Source organism: Leifsonia sp. EB41 (assembly GCF_041262565.1).
GTDB lineage: Bacteria > Actinomycetota > Actinomycetes > Actinomycetales > Microbacteriaceae > Leifsonia.
Genome location: NZ_JBGCCJ010000001.1, coordinates 972,045 through 995,570, shown reverse-complemented (window position 1 = coordinate 995,570; position 23,526 = coordinate 972,045). Strand labels below are relative to the sequence as shown.

Below are 23,526 nucleotides of genomic sequence, written 5' to 3'. Positions count from 1 at the left end.
CGGAAGTTCCCCGGTCTGCACCGCATCCGGGGGACACGATCCACCAGATCACCGTCCTCAAAGGAGAGTCACGTATGAGATCACGTTTCGCGCTCGGCGCGGTCGCCGGCCTGGCCGTTCTCGGCCTCGCACTGACCGGATGCTCGTCCTCCGGCGCCGGATCGAACCCCAGCTCCACGGCCGTCGACGGGAAAGGGCGCACGCTCACCGTCTACACCGGGGTGAGCGGGCTCTATCCGCAGCAGCAGAAGGAGTGGTTCTCGGAGCTCCAGGCCCAGTTCACGAAAGAGACCGGGGCGAACCTGGCCTTCGACACCTTCGCCAGCTCCAACGACGAGCTCACCAAGATCCAGACCTCGGTCGTCTCCGGGCAAGGCCCCGACGTCTACGCCCTCGGCACCACGTTCACGCCCACCGCCTTCGCGACGGGCGCGTTCGTCAAGCTCACCGACGCCGACTGGACCAAGGTCGGCGGCCGCGACCGCTTCGTCCCCGCGTCGCTCGGCATGTCCGGGCCGGACGCCAAGAACCAGATCGCGGTGCCGCTCGCGCAGCGCCCGTTCGTCATGGCGTACAACAAAGACCTCCTGAAGGCCGCCGGCATCGACAAGCCGGCCACTACCTGGGACGACTTCGCAAGCCAGGCCAAGAAGCTCACCACCGGCGACACGTACGGCGTCGCGGTCGGCTACGCCGACAACTACGACCCGTGGAAGTTCATCTGGGCGATGTCCCAGCAGGGCGGCAACCCCATCCTCGACCTGAAGACGAACAAGGCGCGCCTCGACGACCCGATCACGCAGAAGGCCTACGAGACCTACTTCGGCTGGCTCACCCAGCAGAAGGCCGTCGACCCGGCCGCGGTCGGCTGGAAGAACCCGCAGGCCGTCGCGGCGTTCGCGGCGGGCAAGGCCGCCTACCTGCCGATGGTGTCGGCCAGCTCGATGGAGGCGCTGGACAGCTCGGCCGTCGCCGGCAAGTACGCGTACGCGCTGATGCCGACTGTGACGCCGGGCAAGACCGCCAACCCGTCCAACGGCAAGCCGGCGGCGAGCATCGTCTCGGGTGACAACCTCGTGGTCGCCTCCTACTCGAAGAACCAGGACCTGGCCTTCGCCTACATCAACATGGTGACCCGCGCCGACATGCAGACCAAGGAGTTCAAGCTCCTCGGCGACCTGCCGTCGAACGCGCAGGCCGCCGCGGACCTGCAGAAGTCCACGCCGATCATCGCGCCGATCGTCGACGCGATCGGCAAGTCCGTCGCGACGCCGTTCACGGGCGCCTGGGGCGACACCCAGCTCGCGCTGACCAACGTGGTGGTGCAGTCGATCCCGAACCTGTCGAACGGGTCGGTCAGCAGCTCCGAGCTGTCCGGGCTGCTGAAGACCGCGCAGTCGACGGCCCAGGGCTCGCTGGACAAGGCCAAGAAGTAACGGGCCGATCCTCATGTCCACCGACACCGCGGCCCCGGCCGCGACCGCCCGCCCGACCGCGGAGGCGACCCCTCCGCGGCCGGGCGGGGCGCCCCGCCGGGGCCGCCGTACCGTGCAGCAGCGCAACCGGCCGCTCTGGATGCTGCTGCCCGGCGGCATCCTCATGCTGCTGGTCATCATCGTCCCGTTCGTGTTCGCGATCGTCATCTCGACGCTCGACCTCGACATGTACACGCTGCGCGACTGGGTCTCCGCGCCGTTCATCGGGCTCGGGAACTACATCGAGGCGATCACCTCCACCCCGCTGCTGCAGTCCATCTGGATCAGCGTCTCGTTCGCCGTGATCGCGGCCGTCGTGACCCTGCCGATCGGTGTCGCCGCGGCGTTGGCGACGCAGAACGCTTTCCGGGGCCGGGCGCTGGTGCGCTCGCTGTTCCTGGTGCCGTACGTGCTGCCCGGCTTCGTCGTCGGCACCTTCTGGCACACCATGCTGCAGCCGCACGGGATCGTGGACACGGTCCTCGGCAACCTCGGCATCCACACCGGGCTCTGGCTCAACGGGCCGCTCAGCTACTGGACGCTCGTCGGCGTGCAGATCTGGTCGTCCTGGCCGTTCTTCTACCTGCTGGTGCTCGCCGGTCTGCAGTCGGTCGAGAACGAGGTCCACGAGGCCGCCGCGCTCGACGGCGCCGGCTGGTGGGCGAAGCTGCGCTCCGTCATCCTGCCGCACCTGCGCGGGCCGATCGCGCTGGCGCTGATCATCTCCCTGCTGCACAACATCAACGGGTTCACGCTGCCGTTCGTGCTCTTCGGAGTCCCGGCTCCCGCGGACGTCAACGTCCTCCCGGTGCTGACCTACGTGACCAGCTTCCAGAGCTTCCGCTTCGGGCTGAGCGCGGCGATGGCGGTGTTCTCGCTGATCCTCATCCTGATCCCGCTGTTCATCTACCTGAGAGCGGTCCGGCTCGACACCGGCGACGACCGGAAGGAGAAGACGGCATGACCGCCTCCGCCCCCACCGCCTCCACTGCTCGCACTGCGCGCCGCCGCGGCACGGGAGACGTCTACCGGCTGCTGCCACGTCCGTTGCAGGCGGTCATCATCGCCATCCTGCTCTGCGTCGCGCTGTTGCCCATCGTGTACGTGCTGCTGTCGTCGGTGAACTCCGACATCGGCGTCGCGAGCGGCGAGTTCTTCCCGAGCTCGTTCAACCTCGACAACTACGTCAAGGTGTGGTCGACGGTCGCGCTCGGCAACGGGCTGATGAACAGCGTGATCGTCGCCGGAGGCGTCGCGATCGTGTGCGCGTTCCTCGCGGTCGCGACCGCGTACGTGCTGGTGCGGTTCGCGTTCCGCGGCCGGCTGACGTTCCTGCGCAGTCTGCTCGGGCTCCAGTCGATCCCCGGCACTCTCATGCTGCTGCCGGTGTTCGTGCTGTTCTCCTCGGCGTCGAGCGCTCTCGGCATCCCGATCATCGGCACGAGGTGGTCGCTGTTCGTCACCTACCTGACGTTCGCGCTGCCGTTCTCGACGTGGGTCATGGTGACCTACCTGCGCGGGCTGCCGCGCGAGCTGGAGGAGGCCGCACGCATCGACGGGGCGTCGTCGTGGCGCATCCTGACGCGGATCGTGCTGCCGCTGAGCTGGCCGGGCGTGGTCGTCTCCGGGATCTTCGCCTTCCTGCTCGGCTGGAACGACGTGCTGTTCGCCTCGGTGATGACCAACCCGGACACGCGCACGGCGGCCGTCGCGCTCCAAGTGTTCACCGTGGCGCAGGAGGGTGGAGCCCTGCCGCTCTACGGGCAGATGATGGCGGCGTCGCTGATCTGTGCGGTGCCGGTCGTGGCCTTGTATCTGGTGTTCCAGCGCTACCTCGTCGGCGGGCTGACCGCTGGCGGGGTTAAGTGAAGAAGAAGACGAGAGAAGTGAAGTGAGAGAGAGTGACTGACACAATCCGACCCACCTGGGCACTATCCGGCTTCGGCGACGAGATCGACCCCGACCCTGCGGTGCAGATCGCGGTCCTGCAGGCGCTGGGCGCCAACCACATCGAGGTGCGCAGCGCCTGGGGAGTCAACATCGTCGACCTCGACGACGAGCAGCTCGACCGGCTCGCGGGCATCCTCGCCGAGCGCGGGATGCGCGTCTCGGCGATCGCCTCGCCGATCGGCAAGGTCGACGTCGCGCTGCCCGTCGAGCACGAGGTGGAGCGGCTGGGGCGCGCGATTCGCGCGGCCAAGCGCCTGGACGCCGGGTACATCCGGCTGTTCTCCTTCTACCGCTCAGAGGGTGTTCCGGTGGAGGACATCCGCGACGCTGTGCTGACGCGCATGCGGGCCCTCGCCGACGCGGCCGAGGCCGCCGGGGTGGTGCTGCTGCACGAGAACGAGAAGGACATCTACGGCGACACCCCCGAGCGCTGCCTCGACATCGTGGAGTCGGTCGGGTCGCCCGCGCTGAAGCTCGCCTGGGACAGCGCCAACTTCGTCCAGGTCGGCGTGCCCGGACCGTTCACCGACGGCTACGCGCTGCTTCGCCCGCACCTGGAGTACCTGCAGGTGAAGGATGCGCTGGCGGCGACCTCCGAGGTCACGCCCGCAGGAGAGGGCGACGGCCAGCTCCTGGAGACCCTCACCGCGTTGCGCGACGACGGCTACACCGGCTTCGCCTCGCTGGAGCCCCACCTCACCGACGTCAACGCCCTCGGCGGCTTCTCGGGACCGGCGGCGTTCGGCGTCGCCGGCCGCGCCCTCCGCCGCCTCACCGACCAGATCGGAGTCACCCTCGCATGAGCACGGAAACCACCACCCTGAACGTGGCCATCGTCGGCTGCGGCATCATCGGCCTCAACCACGCCCGCGCGATCCTCCGGCATCCCGCGCTGAGGCTCTCAGCGCTCGTGGACGCTGTCCCGGCGGCCGCCACGGCGCTCGCCGACCAGCTCGTGTCCGACTTCGGCGCGGACCGCGTCGCGGAGTTCACATCGCTGTCGGCGGCGCTCGCCGGGGCGCCCATCGACATCGTCGTGATCTGCACGCCGAGCGGCCTCCATGTCGTGCTCGCCGAGGAGGCGCTCGCCGCAGGCAAGCACGTGGTCATCGAGAAGCCGCTCGACGTCTCGCTGCCGCGCGCCCGGGAGATCCTCGCGTTGTCCCGCCGTGCCGAGCAGGACGGCCTGGTCGTCTCGGTGATCAGCCAGCACCGTTTCGACCCGGCGTCCCTGGTGGTCGCCGGCGCCGCCCACTCCGGAGCCTTCGGACGCCTGACCAGCGGACTCGCCTCCGTCGCCTGGTGGCGCAGCCAGGAGTACTACGACTCCGGCCAGTGGCGCGGCACCTGGGAGCTCGACGGCGGGGGAGCGGTGATGAACCAGGGCGTCCACACCGTCGACCTGCTCGTCTGGTTCCTCGGGCAGCCCGTCGAGATCGACGCGCGCACCGCCCTGCTCGCCCACGAGCGCGTGGAGGTCGAGGACATCGCTGTGGCGACGATCCGCTTCGAGTCGGGCGCGCTGGCCGTACTGCACGCCACAACCGCCGCCTACCCCGGCCTGTCGGTGCGCCTGCAGGTGCACGGCGACCGCGGCTCTGCGATCATCGACGACGACCAGCTCGAGTACTTCGGCACGGCGGACACCGACGGCAACCGTGCCGCCGACCTCGTGCCGGCGAGCGACCTGCGCGGCGGCGACCGCGGCCCCGACCAGTTCGTGATCGGGCACTTCCGGCAGTACGACGACATCGTGGAGGCCATCCGCGAGCACCGTGCGCCGGGGGTCACCGTCGCGGACGCGTTCCTCTCGCTGGCGGTCGTCCGCGCCGTGTACCTGTCGGCCACGCTCGGCCGCCCCGTGCTGCTGGACGACGTGTTGGACGGCTCGCTCGACGACGTCGAGGTCACGACGGGGGTGCGCGCATGAAGTTCTCCGTCTTCACCGCCTCAACGCCGGACTGGACGCCCGAGCAGGCCGCGCGCACCATCGCGGCGCAGGGCTGGGACGGCATCGAGTGGCGCGTCGTCGACCAGCAGCCAGCCGACGAGCCCAGCTTCTGGGCGGGCAACCGCTCCACTTGGCCGCTGACCGGGCTGGAGGAGTCCCTCCCCGAGATCGCCCGCCTGACCCGGGAGGCCGGGCTGGAGTTCTCCGGCCTCGGCGGCTACGCGGGCTGCGGCGACCACGCGAACGTCGACCGGATGCTCGCCGCGACCGCCGAGCTCGGCGCGCGCCAGGTGCGCGTCACCATGCCGCGCTCCGACCTCGGCGACTACCGCGAGCTGTTCGCCGCCGCGCGCAGCGACATGGAGCGTGCGGCCTCCGTCGCCGCGTCGCTCGGCGTGAAGGCCCTGGTGGAGCTGCACCACGAGACCATCACGCCCTCGGCCTCCGCCGCGCTCCGGCTGCTCGACGGGCTCGACCCGGAGGCGGTCGGCGTCATCCACGACCTCGGCAACCTGCTGATCGAGGGCCAGGAGCGCACTCTCTCGGCCCTCCAGCTCCTCGGCCCGTACCTCGCGCACGTGCACGTCAAGAACGTGCAGTGGCTGCGGGGCGAGCCGGAGGCGGACGGCACGGCGCGCTGGCGGCACGACTGGGCGCCGCTGCGCGAGGGTGTGGGAGACGTGGACGCCTACTTCCGCGCGCTGCACGAGTTCGGCTATGACGGGTGGGTGACCTGCGAGGACTTCTCCACCGCGGTTCCGCTCGAGGAGCGCACCCGCGGCAATCTGGCCTACCTCCGGGACGTGGAGGCGCGCACGCGCGACGCGGTGCCGGCATGACCCAGCCCCACCCGGCGGGCGCGGCTCCCTCCATCGCCTCGGGCCGCCAGGTGCGCCACCCCGTGCGGGTGGCGCACCTGGGGCTGGGCGCGTTCCACCGCGCGCACCAGGCCTGGTACACGCAGCGTGCGAACGAGGCCGCGGACCCGGGCAGCGACGGAGCGGGCTGGGGCATCGCCGCCTTCACCGGCCGCAGCCCCGTGGCTGCGCGGGTGCTCGCCGCGCAGGACGCCGTCTACACCCTCATCGAGCGCGGCCCGGACGGCGACGCCGCGACCGTCGTGGAGGCGCTCAGCAGCGTCCACGACGGCGCCGACACGGCGGCGTGGCGGCGCGTCCTCGCCGACCCTGCGGTCGGCGTGCTGACGCTCACCGTGACAGAGGCCGGCTACCGCCCGGGTTCGACCGCACCCGCGCGGGTGCTCGACGGCCTGCGCGCGCGATTCGAGGCGGGCGCGGGCGGCATCGCCGTCGTGAGCTGCGACAACCTCCCGGACAACGGCGCCGTGATCCGCGACGCCGTGCTCGCCCTCGCCGAGCCGGGCTCCGACCTGGACGCCTGGATCCGCAGCGAGGTCTCCTTCGTCTCCTCGATGGTCGATCGCATCACGCCGGCCACCACCGACTCCGACCGGGAGGCCGCCCTGCGGCTCACCGGCCTGGCGGACGCCGCGCCGGTGGTCACCGAGCCGTTCGCGGAGTGGGTGATCGCGGGCGACTTCCCCGCGGGCCGGCCAGACTGGGAGGCCGCCGGTGCGCAGTTCGTGGACGACATCGCCCCGTACGAGCGCCGCAAGCTCTGGCTCCTGAACGCCGGGCACTCGCTGCTGGCCTATCACGGCCTCGCCGCCGGCCTCCGCACGGTCGCCGAAGCGGTCGCCGACCCGGCGCTCTCCGCCGAATTGGAGCTGCTCTGGAGCGAGCAGCGCACCGAGCTGCCCTTCGACGCCGCCACCGTCGACGACGCGCTGGCCGCGCTGCGCTCGCGCTTCGGCAACGCGCGCATCGAGCACCGCCTGGCGCAGATCGCGTCGGACGGCTCGCAGAAGCTCGGCCCGCGCATCCTCGACCCGCTGCGCGCCCGCCGGGCCTCCGGACGAGAACCGGGCGCCGCGCAGCTCGGCGTCCTTGCGGCCTGGAGCAGGCACCTGGCCGGCTCGGACGTCCGCGACCCGGGCGCCGACGCCGTGGTGTCCGCCCTGCGCGACGCGCACACGCCTCACGACCGCGCCGCCGCCGTGCTGGCCGCGCTCGCCCCCGATCTCACCGATCTGATCGAACCGCTCGCCGACCGTATCGCGGCGGCCGAACCCACCACGCCCCAAGGAGCACACGCATGAGAATCACCGCAGCCGAGGTCCTGGTCTCCAGCCCGGGCCGCAACTTCGTGACCCTGCGGATCACGACCGAGGACGGTCACACCGGTCTGGGCGATGCGACGCTGAACGGGCGCGAGCTCGCGGTCGCCGCCTATCTGAGCGAGCACGTGGTCCCGCTGCTGATCGGCCGGGACGCGCACCGGATCGAGGACACCTGGCAGTACCTCTACCGCGGCGCCTACTGGCGGCGCGGCCCGGTCACGATGGCCTCCATCGCCGCCGTGGACACCGCGCTGTGGGACATCAAGGCCAAGGTCGCCGGTCTCCCGCTGTACCAGCTCCTCGGCGGGCGCAGCCGCGACGGCCTCCTGGTCTACGGTCACGCGTCCGGCGCCGAGCTGCCCGAGCTCTTCGACTCGATCAACGAGCACCTGGAGGAGGGCTACCGCGCCGTGCGGGTGCAGACCGGCATCCCCGGGCTGCCGTCGGTGTACGGCGTCGCGTCGAGCAAGAACGCCGCCGCCGGAGCCGGGAGCGGCTCGGACGCGCGCTACGACTACGAGCCGGCGCGCCGTAACGCGGTGCCGGTGGAGGAGTCCTGGGACACCCGCGCGTACCTCCGGCATGCGCCGACCGTGTTCGAGGCGGTGCGCAACGAGTTCGGCCCGGAGCTGCCGCTGCTGCACGACGCCCACCACCGGCTGACGCCGATCCAGGCGGCGAAGCTGGGGAAGTCGCTGGAGCCGTACGACCTGTTCTGGCTGGAGGACGTGACCCCGGCCGAGAACCAGGCCGTGCTGCGCCGGGTGCGTGAACACACGACGACGCCGCTGGCGATCGGTGAGGTGTTCAACACGATCTGGGACTACCGGGAGCTGTTCGAGGAACAGTTGATCGACTACGTGCGCTCGCCCGTCACCCACGCCGGCGGCATCACCGGGCTGCGGCGGATCTTCGACTATGCGTCGGTCTACCAGATCAAGTCCGGTGTGCACGGCCCCACCGACGTGTCCCCGGTCGGCCTGGCCGCTGCCATCCACCTGGGTATCGCGATCCCGAACTTCGGCATCCAGGAGTACATGAAGCACAGCCCGGCGACCCACGAGGTGTTCCGGACCACGTACACCTTCGAGGAGGGCATGCTGAAGCCCGGCGACCAGCCCGGCATCGGCGTCGACTACGACGACCTCGTCGCGCAGTCCTTCCCCTACGAAGCCGCCTACCTCCCCGTCAACCGTCTCCTCGACGGCTCCATGCACGACTGGTAGCAGCCAGCAATCGATTCCGGAGTTGTGCACGCTGAACACCGGCGTGTCGCGTACACAACTCCGGAACGGATGGCTGGGGGAGAATCGCAGGGAGCAGAAGGAGTGCGCGTGAGCGTCAGGGTCGTGGTGATGGGCGTGTCCGGGTCGGGCAAGTCGACGGTCGGGAAGCTGGTCGCCGACGCGCTCGGCGCAGGGTTCGTGGACGGCGACGACCTCCACCCGCCCGCGAACGTCGCCAAGATGAGCCAGGGCGTCCCGCTGACCGACGACGACCGCGAGCCCTGGTTGCGCGCGGTCGGGCGCACGCTCGCGGACGCCGGTCCGGCCGGGATGGTCGTCGCGTGCTCGGCGCTGAAGCGCTCGTACCGCGATCTGATCCGCTCGGAGGCTCCCGGCACGTTCTTCGCCGAGCTGGACGGCGACCGCGCCCTGCTCGCCGAGCGGATGATCCGGCCGGGCCACTTCATGCCGGCCTCCCTGCTCGACTCGCAGCTCGCGACGCTGGAGCCGCTCCAGCACGGGGAGGACGGCGTGCGGCTCGACGTCGCCGAACCTCCGGAGGAGGTCGTGACCGCGATCGTGGACGACGTGCGCTCGGCCGTCGGGTAGACTGGGAACTGAACTTCGGCGAGGGATGCGTCAGGCATCCGTTATCGACGCGGTGGAGCAGGCTTCGCAGTCTTTCCTCGCGCACCTCGATGCGCTCGAGTCGACACCCCCCATACTGCGAGCCCTCCGGCTCGCCCAGACAGCCGGCCCCGCCGGCGAGGAGACATCATGGCTGACGAGTCCAACAAGGTCGTCGCGGAGATCCGCGACAGCTTCGGCAAGGGCGCTGCCCGCAAGATCCGCGCGAAGGGCCTGATCCCCGCGGTCATCTACGGCCACGGCACCGACCCGGTGCACGTCACCGTCCCGGCCCACCAGGTCGGCCTGCTGCTGCGCAAGGCCAACGCGATCCTCGACCTCGACATCGACGGCACGAGCCAGCTCACCCTGGTGAAGGACGTCCAGAAGGACCCGGTGCTCCAGATCATCGAGCACCTCGACCTCATCATCGTCCGCCGCGGCGAGAAGGTCGTCGTCGAGGTCCCCGTGCACGTCGAGGGCGAGCCGTTCTCCGGCACCATCGCGGTGCTCGACATCCCGACCATCAAGCTCGAGGTCGAGGCCACCCACATCCCCGAGCGCATCGTCATCGACGTGACCGACGCCGAGGAGGGCACCCAGTACCACGCCAAGGACTTCGCCCTCCCGACGGGCGCCGTGCTCGCCGAGGACGAGGACCTGCTCATCCTCAACGTCGTCGTCCCGGCCGCCTCGCGCGCCGACGAGGAGGCGGAAGAGGCCGCTGCTGCCGAGGCCGCCGAGGAGGCTGCCGAGGAGGCCGCCGCCGAAGAGTCCGCGGAGTAATCACCTCCGATGGCCAGTCCTCTCTCTTCAGAGGGCCCCTGGCTCGTGGTCGGGCTCGGTAACCCCGGGCCCGGCTACGCGGCCACGCGTCACAACGTGGGGCAGATGGTGCTGGACGAGCTCGCGTCGCGCGGCCGTCTCACCTTCAAGACCCACAAGACGAACTCCACGGTCGCCGAGGGGCGTCTCGCCCCCGGCGGGCCGCGGTTCATCCTGGCCAAGCCGAACACGTTCATGAACGTGTCCGGAGGCCCGGTGTCGCAGCTCCTGCGGTTCTACTCGCTCGACCCCGCGCACCTGATCGTGGTGCAGGACGAGCTGGACATCCCGTTCGACACCCTGAAGCTGAAATTCGGCGGCGGCCACGGCGGCCACAACGGCGTGCGCGACGTGATCGCGGCGACCGGCACCGGCGACTTCACCCGGGTGCGCGTCGGCGTCGGCCGCCCGCCCGGCTCCCGTGCTGCTGCGGACCACGTGCTCGCCGGTTTCAGCGCGGAGGAGCGCAAGAATCTCCCGATCCTCGTGGGCGACGCCGCCGACGCGATCGAGAAGATCGCCACCGACGGCCTCACCGCGGCGCAGAACCAGTTCCACACCGAGCGCTGAGCGCCTATCCATCCGCGGAGGGGCACGTAAACGCCCCTAAAACGCGGTTTTAGGGCGTTTACGTGCCCTTCGGCGCTAGGCGTGCGGGGCGGTCGCGGCCAGCGTGACGGTGTAGACGATGAACGACAGGACCGGGGCCGCGGCGGCGACGGCGATCCCGACGACGCCGAACGCGCGACCGCGCTTGGTCGCGACCGCGATGATCCCGAGCACCAGCGCGAGGATGCCGAGCACCGTGCCGAAGATCATCTGTGCGCCCATCAGGATCGCGACCGGCGCGAACGCCGCCAGCTGCGCCTGCGAGAGCTGCGACGAGTCGACGGTGAAGGAGGAGCTCGACGTGCGGTGCATTAGCGGCCCCGCGCTCGTGCCGATGTACGCCGAGGCGACCACGGACAGCAGGAACACACCGAGCGCGATGCCCATCGAGACGGCGCCGAGTGTGCGCCGCCGGGGTGGCGCGGGCGGCGCGGCGTAGTAGCCCGGCGGCCCGTAGACCGGCTGCGGTTGAAAGCTCATCAATCGTCCCCCTCTCCGGCGACTCACGCCGGACGTTCAGCCAGAGCGTAGCTGACGTGGGGCGTCGGCCCAGGGCGACACGGTACCGTCGCAGACCATGAAGTTGTATACGCGCGAGTGGGGCGGAGGAGACCGTTACGCGGTCCTCGTCCACGGCGTCATGTCGGACTCGCGCAATTGGCGTCGGGTCGGCCCTGTGCTCGCCGAGCGCGGCTACCACGTGGTCGCCGTCGACCTCCGCGGTCACGGTCACAGCCCGCGCACCGAGGAGTACACCCCCGAACTGATGGCGCAGGACATCGTCGACACCGTCCCGTACGCGCCCGAGCTGGTCATGGGCCACTCGCTCGGCGGTCTGACCGTGAGCCTCGCGATCGACCGGCTGCACCCGGACCGCGCCGTCTACGTCGACCCCGCCTTCTCCTGCCCGGCCGCCAACTGGTTCCAGCTCATGCTGGCGCCGGCCTTCCTGAAGACGCTCGCCCGGCAGTCCGCCGCGCGCATCGCCAAGCGCAACCCGCGTTGGGACCCGGCGGACGTCGCGATCGAGGTCGAGACGTTCAAGTCGTTCGACCGCGCCGCCATCCCGGCCGTGCTCGTGCCGCACGTCATGCGCGCCCCCGAGCACATGGCGGTGCCGTCGCTGGTGATGCTGGCCGACAACTCCCACCTGGTGAAGCCGCACATCGCCGAGCGCCTGCGCGACACCGGCTTCGACGTGCGCGTGGTGCGGGGGAGCGGCCACGTCATCAACCGCGACGACCACGACGGGTTCATGGAGGCCCTCGAGGGCTGGATCTGACGCGGTCTGTATCTGACGCGGTCTGGACCTGACGCGGTCTGTATCTGACGCGGCTAGCCTGAGCGGATGGAGCAGAGCACGGTCGTCGTCGCGTCGACGCGGCACGTCCTGGCCGTCCTCCCGCACGCGCCGCTCGGGATGGCCGCGGAGGCCCGGCTGCGGAGGCTGCGGTCGCCGGCAGACCGGGACGACTTCACCGCCGCCCGCCTGCTCGCCGCGCACGTGCTCCGTGCCGCCGGCGCCGGGGAGGTTTCGCCCGCGGACCTGCGGCAGCGCTGCGAGGTCTGCGGCGGCGAGCACGGCCTCCCGCTCCCGGTGGCCGGCCGCCACGTGAGCTGGTCGCACGCCGCCGGCCGGGTGGCCGCCGGGACGTCGTGGTCCCGCCTCGGCGTGGACGTCGAGGTGGAGGGCGAGGTGAATCTCGCCGACGCACTCACGCCCGCCGAGCGCTCTTTCGTGGGTGCGGCGGCGGACCCCGCGCGGGCCTTCCGGCTGGCGTGGACCGCCAAGGAGGCCTGCGTGAAAGCGGGGGTCGCGCGGCTGGACGCGTTCGCCGCGCTGGAGGTCCTCGCGGCTCCGGAGGCGCTGCGCCCCTCGCACGCCGGCCTCCTGTTGAGCACCCGGTCCGTTACCGGCGCGATCGCGGCCGCCGCGACCGTCGAACCCGCGCGCTGGGCGACCCTCGGCGACCGCTCCGAGCTCGTGCCCGCGCCCGTCCCTGTCCCCGACCGGGCTGTCGGTCGCCGCGCGTAGACTCTCCCGAGTGATACTGCAGGGCTTGATCGCGGCGCTTCAGCGCGCCTCCACGTACGCCGACGCTCTGGCCTATGCGGGTCGCGACGCCGATTTCTCGCTCACCGACGGCCTCCGGGTGCCCCTCCTCGCGGGCCTCATCGGCAGGCGTGCCGCGGCGGGCTCCTCCGAAGCCGTGCTCGTCATCACGGCGACCGGCCGGGAGTCCGAGTCGGTGCGCGCCGCGCTGCCGTGCGTGCTCCCCGACGCCGAGATCGTCGAGTTCCCGGCCTGGGAGACGCTGCCGCACGAGCGCCTGAGCCCCAGTCCCGAGATCGTCGGCAAGCGGCTCCTCGCCCTGCGCCGGCTCGCCGACTGGTCGGCCGCCCGCCAGGCAGGGGAGGCCTCGCACCCGTTCGTGCTCGTCGCCTCGGTGCGCGCCGCCCTGCAGCCGCTGGCCGACAACCTCACCGACTACGGCACCATCGAGCTGACCGCGGGAGGCCGTGGCGTCGACCTCGGCGCGCTCTCCCTCCGGCTCGTCGACTTCGCCTACTCGCGCGTCGACATGGTCACCCGCCGCGGCGAGTTCGCGGTGCGCGGCGGCATCCTCGACGTCTTCCCGCCGACCGCCGAGCACCCGTACCGCGTCGACTTCTTCGGTGACGAGGTCGAGCAGATCCGGGCGTTCTCGGTCGCCGACCAGCGGTCGCTGCCCGAGCCGATCCCCGCGGTGACCCTCCCGCCGAGCCGTGAGATGCTGCTCAGCGAGCCGGTGCGCCAGCGCGCCCGCGAGATGGAGCACGAGTTCCCGAGCCTGTCGGCGATGCTCGCCAAGATCGGCGAGGGCATCCCGGTGGAGGGCATGGAGTCGCTGGCGCCCGCGCTCGTGGACCGCCTGGTGCCGCTCACCCACTACCTCCCGGACGGCGCGGCCGTCGCCGTGCTGTCGCCCGAGCGCGTCGCCTCCCGAGCGGTGAGCCTCGCCGAGACCAACCGCGAGTTCCTTTCGGCCGCGTGGAGCGCCGCGACCGTGGGTGCTGCGGCGCCGATCGACCTCGCGGCCGGTGACTTCCTCACCCTGCAGCGGCTCAAGGACTCGGTGAAGTTCAGCCGGCCGGGGCAGCCCGCCCCCGACCATCCGTGGTGGACGTTCTCCGGCTTCCAGGCCGACGCCGCCGACGGGCTCGTGCTGGAGCGCGAGGTCGAGGAGTACCTCCAGGTGCGCGTCGACGCGGAGGCCGTGCCCAGCTTCGCGGGCAACGTCACCGGCGCCGTCGAGCACGTCGCCCAGCGGCTGCGCGCGGGCTGGCGGGTCGCCATCGTCGCCGAGGGCGCCGGCCTGGTCGAGCGTGCTGCGCAGGTGCTGGCGGAGGCCGAGCTGCCCGCACGTCCCGTCGACTCCTTCCCGGAGGGCCCGGAGCCCGGTGTCGCCTACCTGCTGCGCGCGAACGTCGAGCACGGCTTCGAGCTGCCGGAGGAGAAGCTCGCCCTGATCGGCGAGAGCGAGTTCTACGGCCGCTCGGTCGGCTACGAGTCCCGCCAGGTCAAGAAGCTCGCCACCCGCCGCAAGAACGTGGTCGACCCGCTCGCGCTGAAGCCGGGCGACTACGTCGTGCACGAGACGCACGGCATCGGCAAGTTCGTGGAGCTGACGCAGCGCGAGGTCTCCAGCGGCGGCCGCAACGCGGTCAAGTCCAAGCGCGAGTACCTGGTGCTGGAGTACGCGCCGTCCAAGCGCGGCTATCCCGGCGACAAGCTGTTCGTCCCCACCGACCAGCTCGACCTCCTCACCCGCTACGTCGGCGGCGAGGCCCCGCAGCTCTCCAAGATGGGTGGCAGCGACTGGTCGGCGGCCAAGGGCAAGGCCCGCCGGGCGGTGCGCGACATCGCCGTGGAGCTGGTCAAGCTCTACTCGGCGCGCATGGCCAGCAAGGGCCACGCGTTCGGGCCGGACACCCCGTGGCAGCGCGAGCTGGAGGAGGCGTTCCCGTTCGCGGAGACGCACGACCAGCTCCAGACGATCGACGAGGTGAAGGCCGACATGGAGCGGCCGATCCCGATGGACCGCCTCATCTCCGGCGACGTCGGCTTCGGCAAGACCGAGATCGCGATCCGCGCGGCGTTCAAGGCGGTGCAGGACGGCAAGCAGGTCGCGATGCTGGTGCCGACCACACTGCTGGTGAAGCAGCACGCCGAGACCTTCCTGGAGCGGTTCGCCGGCTTCCCCATCCACCTGCGCCAGCTCAGCCGGTTCCAGTCCGACAAGGAGGCGCGCGAGACCCTGCGCGGCATGGCCGACGGCACGGTGGACGTCGTGATCGGCACGCATCGCATCCTCGCCGACGGCATCACCTTCAAAGACCTGGGCCTCGTGATCATCGACGAGGAGCAGCGCTTCGGCGTCGAGCACAAGGATCAGCTGAAGAAGCTCAAGACCAACGTGGACATCCTGGCGATGAGCGCCACGCCCATCCCGCGCACGCTGGAGATGGCGGTCACCGGCATCCGCGAGATGTCGACCCTCGCCACCCCGCCGGAGGACCGGCACCCGATCCTCACCTTCGTCGGGCCGTACTCCGAGCGGCAGGTCGCCGCGGCGATCCGGCGCGAGCTGCTGCGCGAGGGTCAGGTGTTCTTCGTGCACAATCGCGTCGGGTCCATCTCGGCAGCGGCCGCCAAGCTGGCCGAACTCGTTCCGGAGGCCCGGATCGCGGTCGCGCACGGCCGGATGAACGAGCACGCGCTGGAGCAGGTGGTGGTCGACTTCTGGGAGCGCAAGTTCGACGTACTCGTCTCGACTACCATCATCGAGACCGGCCTGGACATCTCCAACGCCAACACGATCATCATCGACCGCGCCGACAAGTACGGGCTCAGCCAACTCCACCAGCTCCGCGGCCGGGTGGGCCGTGGCCGCGAGCGCGCCTACGCGTACTTCCTCTGGGACGAGGACAAGCCGCTCAGCGAGACCGCGCACGACCGGCTGTCGACGATCGCAGCCAACAACGACCTCGGCAGCGGCATGCAGGTCGCGCTCAAGGACCTGGAGATCCGCGGCGCGGGCAACCTCCTCGGCGGGGAGCAGTCCGGCCACATCGCCGGCGTCGGCTTCGACCTGTACCTGCGGATGATCGGGGAGGCCGTCTCCACGTTCCGCGGGGACGTCGCCGAGGGCCAGACCGAGCTGCGCCTGGAGCTGCCGGTCGACGCGCACATCCCCGAGGAGTACGTGGACAGCGAGCGGCTGCGGCTGGAGGCCTACCAAAAGCTGTCCACCGCGAGCTCACCCGCCGCCAAGGACGGCCAGATCGACCTGGTGCTGGAGGAGCTGGCCGACCGCTACGGCGAGCCGCCGCAGCCGGTGCTGAACCTGATCGCCGTCTCGCGCCTCCGGCGGGCGGCGCAGAAGGCCGGGCTGGGGGAGGTCGTGGCGATGGGATCCAACCTGCGGCTGGCGCCGGCGCTGCTCCCGGACTCGCTGCAGGTGCGCCTGCAGCGCATGTACCCGGGGTCGAAGTACCACGCGGCGCCCAAGGTCGCGATGGTCCCGCTGCCGCGCGTGAACGGCGAGCCCGTCGACGACGCCGCGCTGATCGAGTGGGTGGGCTCCCTGCTCGGCGCCCTGTTCCCGGCCCCCGAGCCGGCCACCGAACCCGCCGCCTGACGCGAGCAGTGCCCTCCCGCTGTATCGGCTGTACTATAGGTACCGATACAGACGGGAGGGCGTCGCGTGCGCATCGAGCTCGATCCGACGGCGGAGACGCCGCTCTACCAGCAGTTGCACGATCGCGTGATCGACGCCGTCGCGCGCGGTGAGCTGCGCGAGGGCGACGCGCTCGTCTCCGTGCGGCAGGTCGCCGTGCGGTTCGGGATCAACGCCGCCACCGTCGTCAAGGCGTACGACGCGCTCCGCACCGAGGGCATCGTGCGCACCAGCCGGCGCTCCGGGTCGGTGATCGCGCGCGACGCCGGCAGCGGGCCGCCCGACGAGCGGTTCCTCGCGGACTGGTCGGCGCGGCTGAGCGCTCTGATCGCCGAGGGCATCGCCCACGGCGTCGAGCGGTCGGAGCTGGAGTCCCGCACGTCCGCCATCGCCTGGCTGTTCGACCAGGCCCGCGAGCAGCACGATGCCGCGGACCGGCCCGCCGCGCCTCCCAGCGGCGACACGAAAGGAAACACCCCATGACCGCCGTCCTGTTGAGCACCTTCGCCGTGACGACGCTGACCGCCGCGATCCTCCTGATGCTGCCGGCGATGAGCCGCACCACCCTGCCGCTCGGCGTGCTGGTGCCGCGCAGCCGAGTGGCCGACCCGGTGGTGGTCGCGTCGATCCGGCGCTTCCGCGTCGTCGTCGTGGCCTCGTACGTCGTCGCGCTCGTCGCGGCTGCGCTCGTCATCCCGGTGGGTCCCGCCGCGCCGGCGCTCGTCGCGACGCTGGTCCTGCTGGCCGGCTCCATCGGAGGCTACCTGCTGTCGCGCCGGAGCATCCAGGCGGCCAAGCGCGCGGGCGGCTGGCTGGACGACGTGCCGGTGCGGATCTCCGGCAGCGTCACGCCGGACTCGGGGGCACGGTCGCGGCCGGCGTTCGGCTGGTTCGCGGCCGCCCTGGTGCTCCTGCTGGCGGCCGGGGCGGTCGGCGTCGCGCTGTACGACAGCCTCCCGGCCTCCATCGCGGTGCACTGGAACGCGAGCGGGCAGCCGGACCGGTTCGCGGCGAAGACGGTCGCGTCCGTGTTCGGGCCGCTCCTGATCGCGTTCGGCGTGCTCGCCCTGATGGTGGGGATCGCGTTCGTGGTCCGCGCCGTCCCGTGGCGGCGCGGCGGGGGAGACGCGCCGGAGGTCGCCGAGCGGATCGCGGCGCTGCAGGCCGAGCTGACCCAGTCGCTGCTCGGCTGGATGGCGTTCGTCGTGTCCGCCGCGTTCGCCGTGCTGTCCGTAATCGGCTGGCTGCACGACGGCTCGAACGAGCCGAGCGCCGGCATCGGCATCGTCACGGTGGCCCTGCTGGTGGTGATCTTCGTCGTGATCGGCCTCTACGCCATCCGGCTCGTCAGCGGGACGCGCGCCGCCCGCGCCGCCGTGCCGGTCGGAGGCGGGGCGGCGACTGCACCCGGCGCCGCCCGCGACGCCGTCGACCCGCGCGACGACGACCGGCACTGGAAGGGCGGCCTGATCTACGTCAACTCCGCCGACCCTGCACTCTTCGTCCCGAAGCGCTTCGGCGTCGGTGTGACGATCAACCTCGGCCACCCCGGCGGCATCGCCATCGGCGTCGTCACCCTGCTCCTCCTCGTCGCCGCCATCGCCCTCCCCGCCCTCCTGCGCTGACGCCCCCGCGCGATTCGTGACGAATGTCGCGTTTGCCGCACCGATTCGCGCGATTCGTCACGAATGTGCGACGTGCGATTCGGCACGAATGTCGCGATTACGGCGCGGATTCGCGCGATTCGGCACGAATCTCGCGCGGGTGCTGGCGGCGGTTGCGGCGCGCGAGGGTGGTGACGAGCACGCCGGCGAGCACGATCGAGACCGCCGAGCCCAGCAGCACCGCGAGGGTGCCCTCCGCGCGCACCGTGGCCGAGCCCGCGAAGGCCAGCTCGTTCATCAGCAGCGACACGGTGAAGCCGATCCCACCGAGCGCTCCCACCGTCACGAGGCTGAGCACGGGGATGCGCGAGCGCTCCGCCTTCGGCCGCGTGAACGATCCGAGCCAGCCGCCCAGCGTGATCCCGACCAGCTTGCCGACCGGGAGCGCGACCAGGATGCCCCAGAACGCCGGCGACAGCTCGGCGGGCGACACCGACGGGATGACCACGAGCGCGGCCGAGAACGCGAACAGGGGGAGGATCAGCCCGTTCGACCACGGCTCCAGCGCGTGCGCGGTGCGACGGCCGGGCGCACGCGCCATGACCAGCCCGAGCGCGACGCCCGCGATGGTTGCGTGCACGCCGGAGTCGTAGACGAGCCACCAGGTCAGCACCGCGAGCAGCGCCATCAGCACGCCGATGGGCCAGCGCAGCCTCCCGTGCAGCAGCCGGCTGAGCAGGCCGAATGCGACGACGACCACCGCGGCGGCGCCGAGCTCCAGCAGGTTCGGGTTCGTCGTGAAGAACACGGCGATGATCAGGATGGCCACCAGGTCGTCCAGCACCGCCAGTGCCAGCAGGAACACCCGCAGCCGGTTCGGCAGCCCGCGCCCGAACACCGCGAGCACGCCGAGCGCGAAGGCGATGTCGGTCGCGGTCGGGATCGGCCACCCGTCGGACAGGCCGGAGCCCGCCGTGATCGCGAGGTAGATCAGGGCGGGCACGGCGACGCCGAACCCCGCCGCGATCGCCGGGTGGACGGCCTTCGCGAACGAGTTGAGCTCGCCCGCCACCAGCTCGTGCTTGAGCTCGACCGCCACGATGAAGAAGAAGACCGCGAGCAGCCCGTCGCTGATCCAGTGCCCCACGCTCAGGTCCACGAGGCTGCCGCCGACGTGGGCGTGCTGGAGGTCCACCAGAGCCGGACCGACGGCCGTGTTCGCCAGCAGGAGGCCGAGCGCGGCCGCGCCCAGCAGAAGACCGGCGGCGGTGCGCTCGGAACGGATGATGCTCATCGGTGGCCAATCTCGTGCGGACGCGCGGAACAGGGGAACGAATTCGCCGACCAGACTTCCCGGCACACCAGTGATCCAGTCTACCGATCGGTTCCGGTGAGAGGATGAAGGTGTCCCCGACGGGAGGAGCATCCCATGACCGACGCGGCGCCCACCAGACTCGACGAGCTCGTCGCCGTGATGGCGCAGCTCCGCGCTCCCGGCGGCTGTCCCTGGGACGCCGCCCAGACGCACGAGTCGCTGGTGCAGTACCTCATCGAGGAGACCTACGAGCTGATCGAGGCCATCGAGACGGGGAACCGCGACGAGATGCTGGAGGAGCTCGGCGACGTGCTCTACCAGGTGCTGTTCCACGCGGACATCGCCGCGCACACCGCGGGCGAGGACTTCGACATCCAGGACGTCGCCGAGCAGATGACCCGCAAGATGGTCGGCAGGCATCCGCACGTCTTCGGCGGCGACCGCACGGCCGAGACCGCGGACGACGTGGTCGGGTTCTGGGACGACCTCAAGAAGGCCGAGAAGCCGGGCCGCACCAGCGTGCTGGACGGCATCCCGCAGGCCATGCCCTCCCTCGCGCTCGCCGACAAGCTGCTCGGCCGTGCCGAGAAGGTCGGCTTGATCGACCTGAGCGAGACGGGCGGCGTGCAGGTGGAGAGCGAGGACGAGCTGGGGCCGCTGCTGCTGGCCATCGTCGCGTCGGCGAAGGCGCAGGGCCTGGACGCCGAGCGCGCCCTGCGGTCGACGCTGCGCGAGCTGCAGGGGGAGATCCGCGAGCAGGAAGCTTCGGTTTAGGTTAGGCTTACCTAACGTGCCACGTCGGCACGCTTCCCACCTTCGTGCCATCGGCACCCTCCCGAGGAGAGTCATGCCCGTTTCCGCGCGCTCGCGCCTGGTCCTGTCGTTCGCCGCCGTCGCCTCCGCGGCCGCCCTCGTCCTCACCGGCTGTTCGGCGGGTGGACAGGCCGACGAACCTGCGACCTCGGGCTCGGCGGGCAGCTTCCCGGTGACCATCGACAGCGCGCTCGGCAAGACCACGATCGACGCGGCCCCCAAGCGCGTCGCGACCTGGGGCTGGGGCGCGCAGGACATCGCACTCGCCCTCGGCGTCGTCCCGGTCGCGATGCCGAAGTTCAGCTACGGCGGCGACGCGAAGGGCGTCCTCCCCTGGGACGCCGAGAAGATCGCAGCTCTGAAGGGGAAGACCCCGCAGCTCCTCGACGCCGACTCCGGCGAGGTGCCGTTCGAGCAGTTCGTGAAGGCCAAGCCGGACGTCATCCTGGCTCCGTACTCCGGCCTCACCCAGACCGAGTTCGACACGCTCAGCAAGATCGCGCCGGTCGTCGCGTACCCCGCGAAGCCGTGGGCGACGAGCTGGCGCGACCAGACCTCCATCGTCGGCACGGCGCTCGGGATGACCTCCCAGGCGGACGCGCTCGTGAAGAAGACCGAGTCCTCCGTCGCCGCGCTGGCCGACAAGTACCCCGCGATCAAGGACAAGACCTTCTTCTACGCCGCCGCCAACCAGCCCGGCGTGCTCAACGTCTACCGCGCGGAGGACCCGCGGGTGCAGCTGCTGAACGACCTCGGGATGACCGACTCGCCGAGCATCGCCTCCCTCGACTCCTCGAAGGGCGACGGCAGCTTCTTCTACCAGCTCAGCTACGAGAACCTGTCGAAGATCGACACCGACCTGCTCGTCATGTACTTCGACAAGCAGTCGTCGGTCGACGCGTTCACCGCCGACCCGTTGGTGGCTGCGATGCCCGCCGTCAAGGAGGGCCGTTTCGCCCCCATCGTCGGCGAGTCGTTCGTCGCCGCCACGAGCGCGCCCAGCGTGCTCAGCATCCCGTGGATGCTCGACCGCTATGTGCCGCAGCTCGCCGCCGCGGCCGCGAAGGTCAAGTAGCCCACGATGCCCACCGGTGTCGCCACCGCGCCCGCCGGGCGTGCTGCGGAGGTCCCCGCGCACGTCCGGCGGCGCCGGCGTACCCTCCTGGGCTTCCTGCTCGCGGTCGTCGTCCTGCTGGCGGTGTGCGTGCTCAGCCTCATGGTCGGCGCGCGGACGATCGCGCCGGCGGACGTTCTGCACGCGCTGACGCACTACTCGGCGAGCGATCCGGACTCCCTCGTGGTCGTCGGCAGCCGCCTCCCGCGCACGCTGCTCGGCCTCGCCGCCGGGCTCGCGCTGGGACTGGCCGGCACGGTGATGCAGGGGCTGTCGCGCAACCCGCTCGCCGATCCCGGCATCCTCGGGGTGAACTTCGGCGCGTCGCTGGCCGTCGTCGTGGCGATCGCGTTCCTCGGCGTCACGACGGTGTCCGGGTACGTCTGGTTCGCGTTCGCGGGGGCGGCGCTCGCCGCGGGCCTCGTCTACGCGGTGTCCGCGGTGGGCCGGGAGGGCGCGACGCCTGTCAAGCTCGCGCTCGCAGGCGCCGCGGTCTCCGCCGCGCTCGGCTCGCTCATCACCGCGGTCATGCTGACCAGCCGGGTCTCGCTCGACCAGATGCGGTTCTGGCAGGTCGGCTCGCTCGCCGGGCGCGGTTTCGACGTTCTCTGGCAGGTGCTGCCGACGCTGGTCGTCGGCGCGGTGCTCGCGCTCGGCCTGGGGAGGCCGCTCAACGGTCTCGCGTTGGGCGACGACGTGGCGCGCGGCCTTGGCCAGCGGGTCGGCCTCGCGCGGGTGCTGTCGGCCGTCGCGATCGTGCTGCTCTGCGGGTCCGCGACTGCGGCGGTCGGCCCGATCGCGTTCGTCGGACTCGTTGTTCCGCACGTCGCCCGCTGGGCCGTCGGCGCGGACTACCGCCGCATCCTCGCGTTCTCCGCCATCATCGCGCCCGCCCTGCTGATCGCGTGCGACGTGATCGGCCGCGTCGTCGCGCCGCCGGGGGAGCTGCAGGTCGGGATCGTCATGGCGTTCGTCGGGGCGCCGCTGTTCATCGCGCTCGTGCGGCGCAGGAAGCTGATAGGGCTGTGAGCGCGCAGACCGCGGGAACCGCCTCCCGGCCCGCGTCCAGCGTCGCCCTCGACCGCAGGCACCGGCACGCCCGCGCGCTCCGGGTGTCCCTCGTGCTCGCCGTACTCGTCGTGCTGGTCTCGGCCGTGTCGCTCACGTTCGGGGACGCGGGCGTCGCGCCGTCCGACGTGCTCGCCGCCCTGGTGGGCCGCGCAGACCGGCTCACGTCGTTCGTCATCCTCGACCTCCGGCTGCCGCGGCTGCTCGCCGCGGTGCTGGTCGGCGCCTGCCTCGGCCTGTCCGGTGCGCTGTTCCAGTCGGTCGCCCGCAACCCGCTCGCGAGCCCCGACATCATCGGCATCACGACGAGCGCGGCGGCGACCGGCGCCATCGCCCTGGTCTGGTTCGGGATCACCGGCCTCGCGCTCTCCGGCGTCGTCCTCGCCGGCACCCTGGTCGCCGCCGTGCTGATCTACCTGCTCGCGTGGCGCAACGGGGTGAGCGGCTACCGCTTCGTCCTGGTCGGGATCGGCTTCGCCGCGGTCTGTGCGGGGATCGTCTCCTACGTCCTCACCCGCGCCGACCTGCGCGACGTGCAGCAGGCGCTGGTCTGGATCACCGGGAGCCTCAACAGCGTGGACGGCACCTCGCTGGCCGTGCTGGCGGTCGCCGCCATCGTGCTCATCCCGGCGGCGCTGCTGGTCGGGAGGCCGCTCGCCGCGCTCGGGCTGGGCGACGACCTGGCGGCCGGGATCGGCGTGCGCCCGGAACGCACCCGCATCGTGAGCGTCGGCGTCGGAGTGGCGCTCGCCGCCGTCGCCGTGTCGGTCGCGGGGCCGATCGCGTTCGTCGCGCTGCTGGCGGCGCCCGTCGCGCGCCGCCTGGTGGGACGAGGCTCGCTCGCGCTGGTGCCGGCGGCCCTCGTCGGCGCGCTCGTGCTCGTGCTGTCGGACGTCGTCGCCCAGTTCGCCGTGCCGGGCGTCGTGTTCCCGGTCGGCGTCGTGACCGGGATCGTCGGGGCGCCCTACCTGCTCTGGCAGCTCACCAGGACCAACCGCGTCGGCCGAGGAGGCTGAGACAGTGAACAAC

At 71.5% G+C, this 23,526-nt stretch carries 22 protein-coding genes; 20 read left to right on the top strand and 2 right to left on the bottom strand.

Going from position 1 to position 23,526, the window contains the following annotated elements:
• Positions 1–74: 74 nt before the first annotated feature.
• The 11 genes from ABH923_RS04870 (at position 75) to pth (ending at position 10,824) form a co-directional block, all read left to right on the top strand.
• Entirely contained in the window at positions 75–1,436 is a 1,362-nt protein-coding gene (locus ABH923_RS04870; RefSeq protein WP_370054244.1) for an ABC transporter substrate-binding protein, read from the top strand.
• Between the two features lie 13 nt (positions 1,437–1,449).
• Complete coding sequence (locus ABH923_RS04865; protein WP_370054243.1) at positions 1,450–2,439, top strand: carbohydrate ABC transporter permease; 990 nt, start codon at positions 1,450–1,452, stop codon at positions 2,437–2,439.
• Complete coding sequence (locus ABH923_RS04860; protein WP_370054242.1) at positions 2,436–3,344, top strand: carbohydrate ABC transporter permease; 909 nt, start codon at positions 2,436–2,438, stop codon at positions 3,342–3,344. Before ABH923_RS04865 ends, ABH923_RS04860 begins: the two co-directional genes overlap by 4 nt.
• A gap of 32 nt (positions 3,345–3,376) precedes the next feature.
• Positions 3,377–4,228 (top strand): sugar phosphate isomerase/epimerase family protein, encoded by an 852-nt coding sequence (locus tag ABH923_RS04855; RefSeq protein ID WP_370054241.1) that lies wholly within the window; start codon positions 3,377–3,379, stop codon positions 4,226–4,228.
• Positions 4,225–5,355, top strand: coding sequence for a Gfo/Idh/MocA family protein (locus ABH923_RS04850; protein ID WP_370054240.1), 1,131 nt, complete (start codon positions 4,225–4,227; stop codon positions 5,353–5,355). The genes ABH923_RS04855 and ABH923_RS04850 overlap by 4 nt, the downstream gene beginning before the upstream one ends.
• Positions 5,352–6,215: a sugar phosphate isomerase/epimerase family protein gene (locus ABH923_RS04845; RefSeq protein ID WP_370054239.1), complete on the top strand. Its 864-nt coding sequence runs from the start codon at positions 5,352–5,354 to the stop codon at positions 6,213–6,215. Before ABH923_RS04850 ends, ABH923_RS04845 begins: the two co-directional genes overlap by 4 nt.
• Complete coding sequence (locus ABH923_RS04840) at positions 6,212–7,555, top strand: mannitol dehydrogenase family protein (protein WP_370054238.1); 1,344 nt, start codon at positions 6,212–6,214, stop codon at positions 7,553–7,555. The genes ABH923_RS04845 and ABH923_RS04840 overlap by 4 nt, the downstream gene beginning before the upstream one ends.
• Complete coding sequence (manD, locus tag ABH923_RS04835; RefSeq protein ID WP_370054237.1) at positions 7,552–8,802, top strand: D-mannonate dehydratase ManD; 1,251 nt, start codon at positions 7,552–7,554, stop codon at positions 8,800–8,802. Before ABH923_RS04840 ends, manD begins: the two co-directional genes overlap by 4 nt.
• Positions 8,803–8,910: 108 nt before the next feature.
• Positions 8,911–9,411 (top strand): gluconokinase, encoded by a 501-nt coding sequence (locus tag ABH923_RS04830; protein WP_370054236.1) that lies wholly within the window; start codon positions 8,911–8,913, stop codon positions 9,409–9,411.
• A gap of 168 nt (positions 9,412–9,579) precedes the next feature.
• Positions 9,580–10,215, top strand: a complete 636-nt coding sequence (locus ABH923_RS04825) for a 50S ribosomal protein L25/general stress protein Ctc (protein ID WP_370054235.1) — start codon at positions 9,580–9,582, stop codon at positions 10,213–10,215.
• 9 nt (positions 10,216–10,224) lie between these two features.
• Positions 10,225–10,824: an aminoacyl-tRNA hydrolase gene (gene pth / locus ABH923_RS04820; RefSeq protein WP_370054234.1), complete on the top strand. Its 600-nt coding sequence runs from the start codon at positions 10,225–10,227 to the stop codon at positions 10,822–10,824.
• A 75-nt stretch (positions 10,825–10,899) separates the two neighbouring features.
• On the opposite strand, the gene ABH923_RS04815 is transcribed toward pth, so the two are convergent.
• A complete protein-coding gene (locus ABH923_RS04815; RefSeq protein WP_370054233.1) occupies positions 10,900–11,343 on the bottom strand; it encodes a hypothetical protein in 444 nt (147 codons plus the stop codon).
• Positions 11,344–11,440: 97 nt separating this feature from the next.
• Here ABH923_RS04815 and ABH923_RS04810 point away from each other — a divergent pair, with 97 nt between their 5' ends.
• From ABH923_RS04810 to ABH923_RS04790, 5 genes are all read left to right on the top strand, one after another.
• Positions 11,441–12,145 carry an alpha/beta fold hydrolase gene (locus ABH923_RS04810; protein ID WP_370054232.1) on the top strand — a complete coding sequence of 235 codons (705 nt, stop codon included), beginning with the start codon at positions 11,441–11,443 and terminating at the stop codon, positions 12,143–12,145.
• A gap of 66 nt (positions 12,146–12,211) precedes the next feature.
• Positions 12,212–12,898, top strand: a complete 687-nt coding sequence (locus tag ABH923_RS04805) for a 4'-phosphopantetheinyl transferase superfamily protein (protein WP_370054231.1) — start codon at positions 12,212–12,214, stop codon at positions 12,896–12,898.
• A 10-nt stretch (positions 12,899–12,908) separates the two neighbouring features.
• Complete coding sequence (gene mfd, locus ABH923_RS04800) at positions 12,909–16,544, top strand: transcription-repair coupling factor (RefSeq protein ID WP_370054230.1); 3,636 nt, start codon at positions 12,909–12,911, stop codon at positions 16,542–16,544.
• A gap of 66 nt (positions 16,545–16,610) precedes the next feature.
• Entirely contained in the window at positions 16,611–17,066 is a 456-nt protein-coding gene (locus ABH923_RS04795; protein ID WP_370054229.1) for a GntR family transcriptional regulator, read from the top strand.
• Positions 17,063–18,208 carry a DUF1648 domain-containing protein gene (locus ABH923_RS04790; protein ID WP_370054228.1) on the top strand — a complete coding sequence of 382 codons (1,146 nt, stop codon included), beginning with the start codon at positions 17,063–17,065 and terminating at the stop codon, positions 18,206–18,208. The genes ABH923_RS04795 and ABH923_RS04790 overlap by 4 nt, the downstream gene beginning before the upstream one ends.
• Positions 18,209–18,305: 97 nt before the next feature.
• Here ABH923_RS04790 and ABH923_RS04785 read toward each other — a convergent pair whose 3' ends face one another.
• On the bottom strand, positions 18,306–19,481 hold the full coding sequence (locus ABH923_RS04785) for a Na+/H+ antiporter NhaA (RefSeq protein ID WP_370054227.1): 1,176 nt from the start codon (positions 19,479–19,481) through the stop codon (positions 18,306–18,308).
• 135 nt (positions 19,482–19,616) lie between these two features.
• Here ABH923_RS04785 and ABH923_RS04780 point away from each other — a divergent pair, with 135 nt between their 5' ends.
• The 4 genes from ABH923_RS04780 (at position 19,617) to ABH923_RS04765 (ending at position 23,513) form a co-directional block, all read left to right on the top strand.
• Positions 19,617–20,276: a MazG family protein gene (locus ABH923_RS04780; RefSeq protein WP_370054226.1), complete on the top strand. Its 660-nt coding sequence runs from the start codon at positions 19,617–19,619 to the stop codon at positions 20,274–20,276.
• A 73-nt stretch (positions 20,277–20,349) separates the two neighbouring features.
• Entirely contained in the window at positions 20,350–21,390 is a 1,041-nt protein-coding gene (locus tag ABH923_RS04775) for an iron-siderophore ABC transporter substrate-binding protein (protein WP_370054225.1), read from the top strand.
• A gap of 6 nt (positions 21,391–21,396) precedes the next feature.
• On the top strand, positions 21,397–22,458 hold the full coding sequence (locus ABH923_RS04770; RefSeq protein WP_370054224.1) for a FecCD family ABC transporter permease: 1,062 nt from the start codon (positions 21,397–21,399) through the stop codon (positions 22,456–22,458).
• Positions 22,455–23,513, top strand: coding sequence for a FecCD family ABC transporter permease (locus tag ABH923_RS04765; RefSeq protein ID WP_370054223.1), 1,059 nt, complete (start codon positions 22,455–22,457; stop codon positions 23,511–23,513). The genes ABH923_RS04770 and ABH923_RS04765 overlap by 4 nt, the downstream gene beginning before the upstream one ends.
• Positions 23,514–23,526: the final 13 nt, after the last annotated feature.

What these genes read in the sequence shown, in the direction of transcription:
- ABH923_RS04870 (WP_370054244.1), top strand. Translation starts at nt 75, where the DNA reads ATGAGATCACGTTTCGCGCTCGGCGCGGTCGCCGGCCTGGCCGTTCTC.
- ABH923_RS04865 (WP_370054243.1), top strand. Translation starts at nt 1,450, where the DNA reads ATGTCCACCGACACCGCGGCCCCGGCCGCGACCGCCCGCCCGACCGCG.
- ABH923_RS04860 (WP_370054242.1), top strand. Translation starts at nt 2,436, where the DNA reads ATGACCGCCTCCGCCCCCACCGCCTCCACTGCTCGCACTGCGCGCCGC.
- ABH923_RS04850 (WP_370054240.1), top strand. Translation starts at nt 4,225, where the DNA reads ATGAGCACGGAAACCACCACCCTGAACGTGGCCATCGTCGGCTGCGGC.
- ABH923_RS04845 (WP_370054239.1), top strand. Translation starts at nt 5,352, where the DNA reads ATGAAGTTCTCCGTCTTCACCGCCTCAACGCCGGACTGGACGCCCGAG.
- ABH923_RS04840 (WP_370054238.1), top strand. Translation starts at nt 6,212, where the DNA reads ATGACCCAGCCCCACCCGGCGGGCGCGGCTCCCTCCATCGCCTCGGGC.
- manD (WP_370054237.1), top strand. Translation starts at nt 7,552, where the DNA reads ATGAGAATCACCGCAGCCGAGGTCCTGGTCTCCAGCCCGGGCCGCAAC.
- ABH923_RS04825 (WP_370054235.1), top strand. Translation starts at nt 9,580, where the DNA reads ATGGCTGACGAGTCCAACAAGGTCGTCGCGGAGATCCGCGACAGCTTC.
- pth (WP_370054234.1), top strand. Translation starts at nt 10,225, where the DNA reads ATGGCCAGTCCTCTCTCTTCAGAGGGCCCCTGGCTCGTGGTCGGGCTC.
- ABH923_RS04815 (WP_370054233.1), bottom strand. Translation starts at nt 11,343, where the DNA reads ATGAGCTTTCAACCGCAGCCGGTCTACGGGCCGCCGGGCTACTACGCC.
- ABH923_RS04810 (WP_370054232.1), top strand. Translation starts at nt 11,441, where the DNA reads ATGAAGTTGTATACGCGCGAGTGGGGCGGAGGAGACCGTTACGCGGTC.
- ABH923_RS04805 (WP_370054231.1), top strand. Translation starts at nt 12,212, where the DNA reads ATGGAGCAGAGCACGGTCGTCGTCGCGTCGACGCGGCACGTCCTGGCC.
- ABH923_RS04790 (WP_370054228.1), top strand. Translation starts at nt 17,063, where the DNA reads ATGACCGCCGTCCTGTTGAGCACCTTCGCCGTGACGACGCTGACCGCC.
- ABH923_RS04785 (WP_370054227.1), bottom strand. Translation starts at nt 19,481, where the DNA reads ATGAGCATCATCCGTTCCGAGCGCACCGCCGCCGGTCTTCTGCTGGGC.
- ABH923_RS04780 (WP_370054226.1), top strand. Translation starts at nt 19,617, where the DNA reads ATGACCGACGCGGCGCCCACCAGACTCGACGAGCTCGTCGCCGTGATG.
- ABH923_RS04775 (WP_370054225.1), top strand. Translation starts at nt 20,350, where the DNA reads ATGCCCGTTTCCGCGCGCTCGCGCCTGGTCCTGTCGTTCGCCGCCGTC.
- ABH923_RS04770 (WP_370054224.1), top strand. Translation starts at nt 21,397, where the DNA reads ATGCCCACCGGTGTCGCCACCGCGCCCGCCGGGCGTGCTGCGGAGGTC.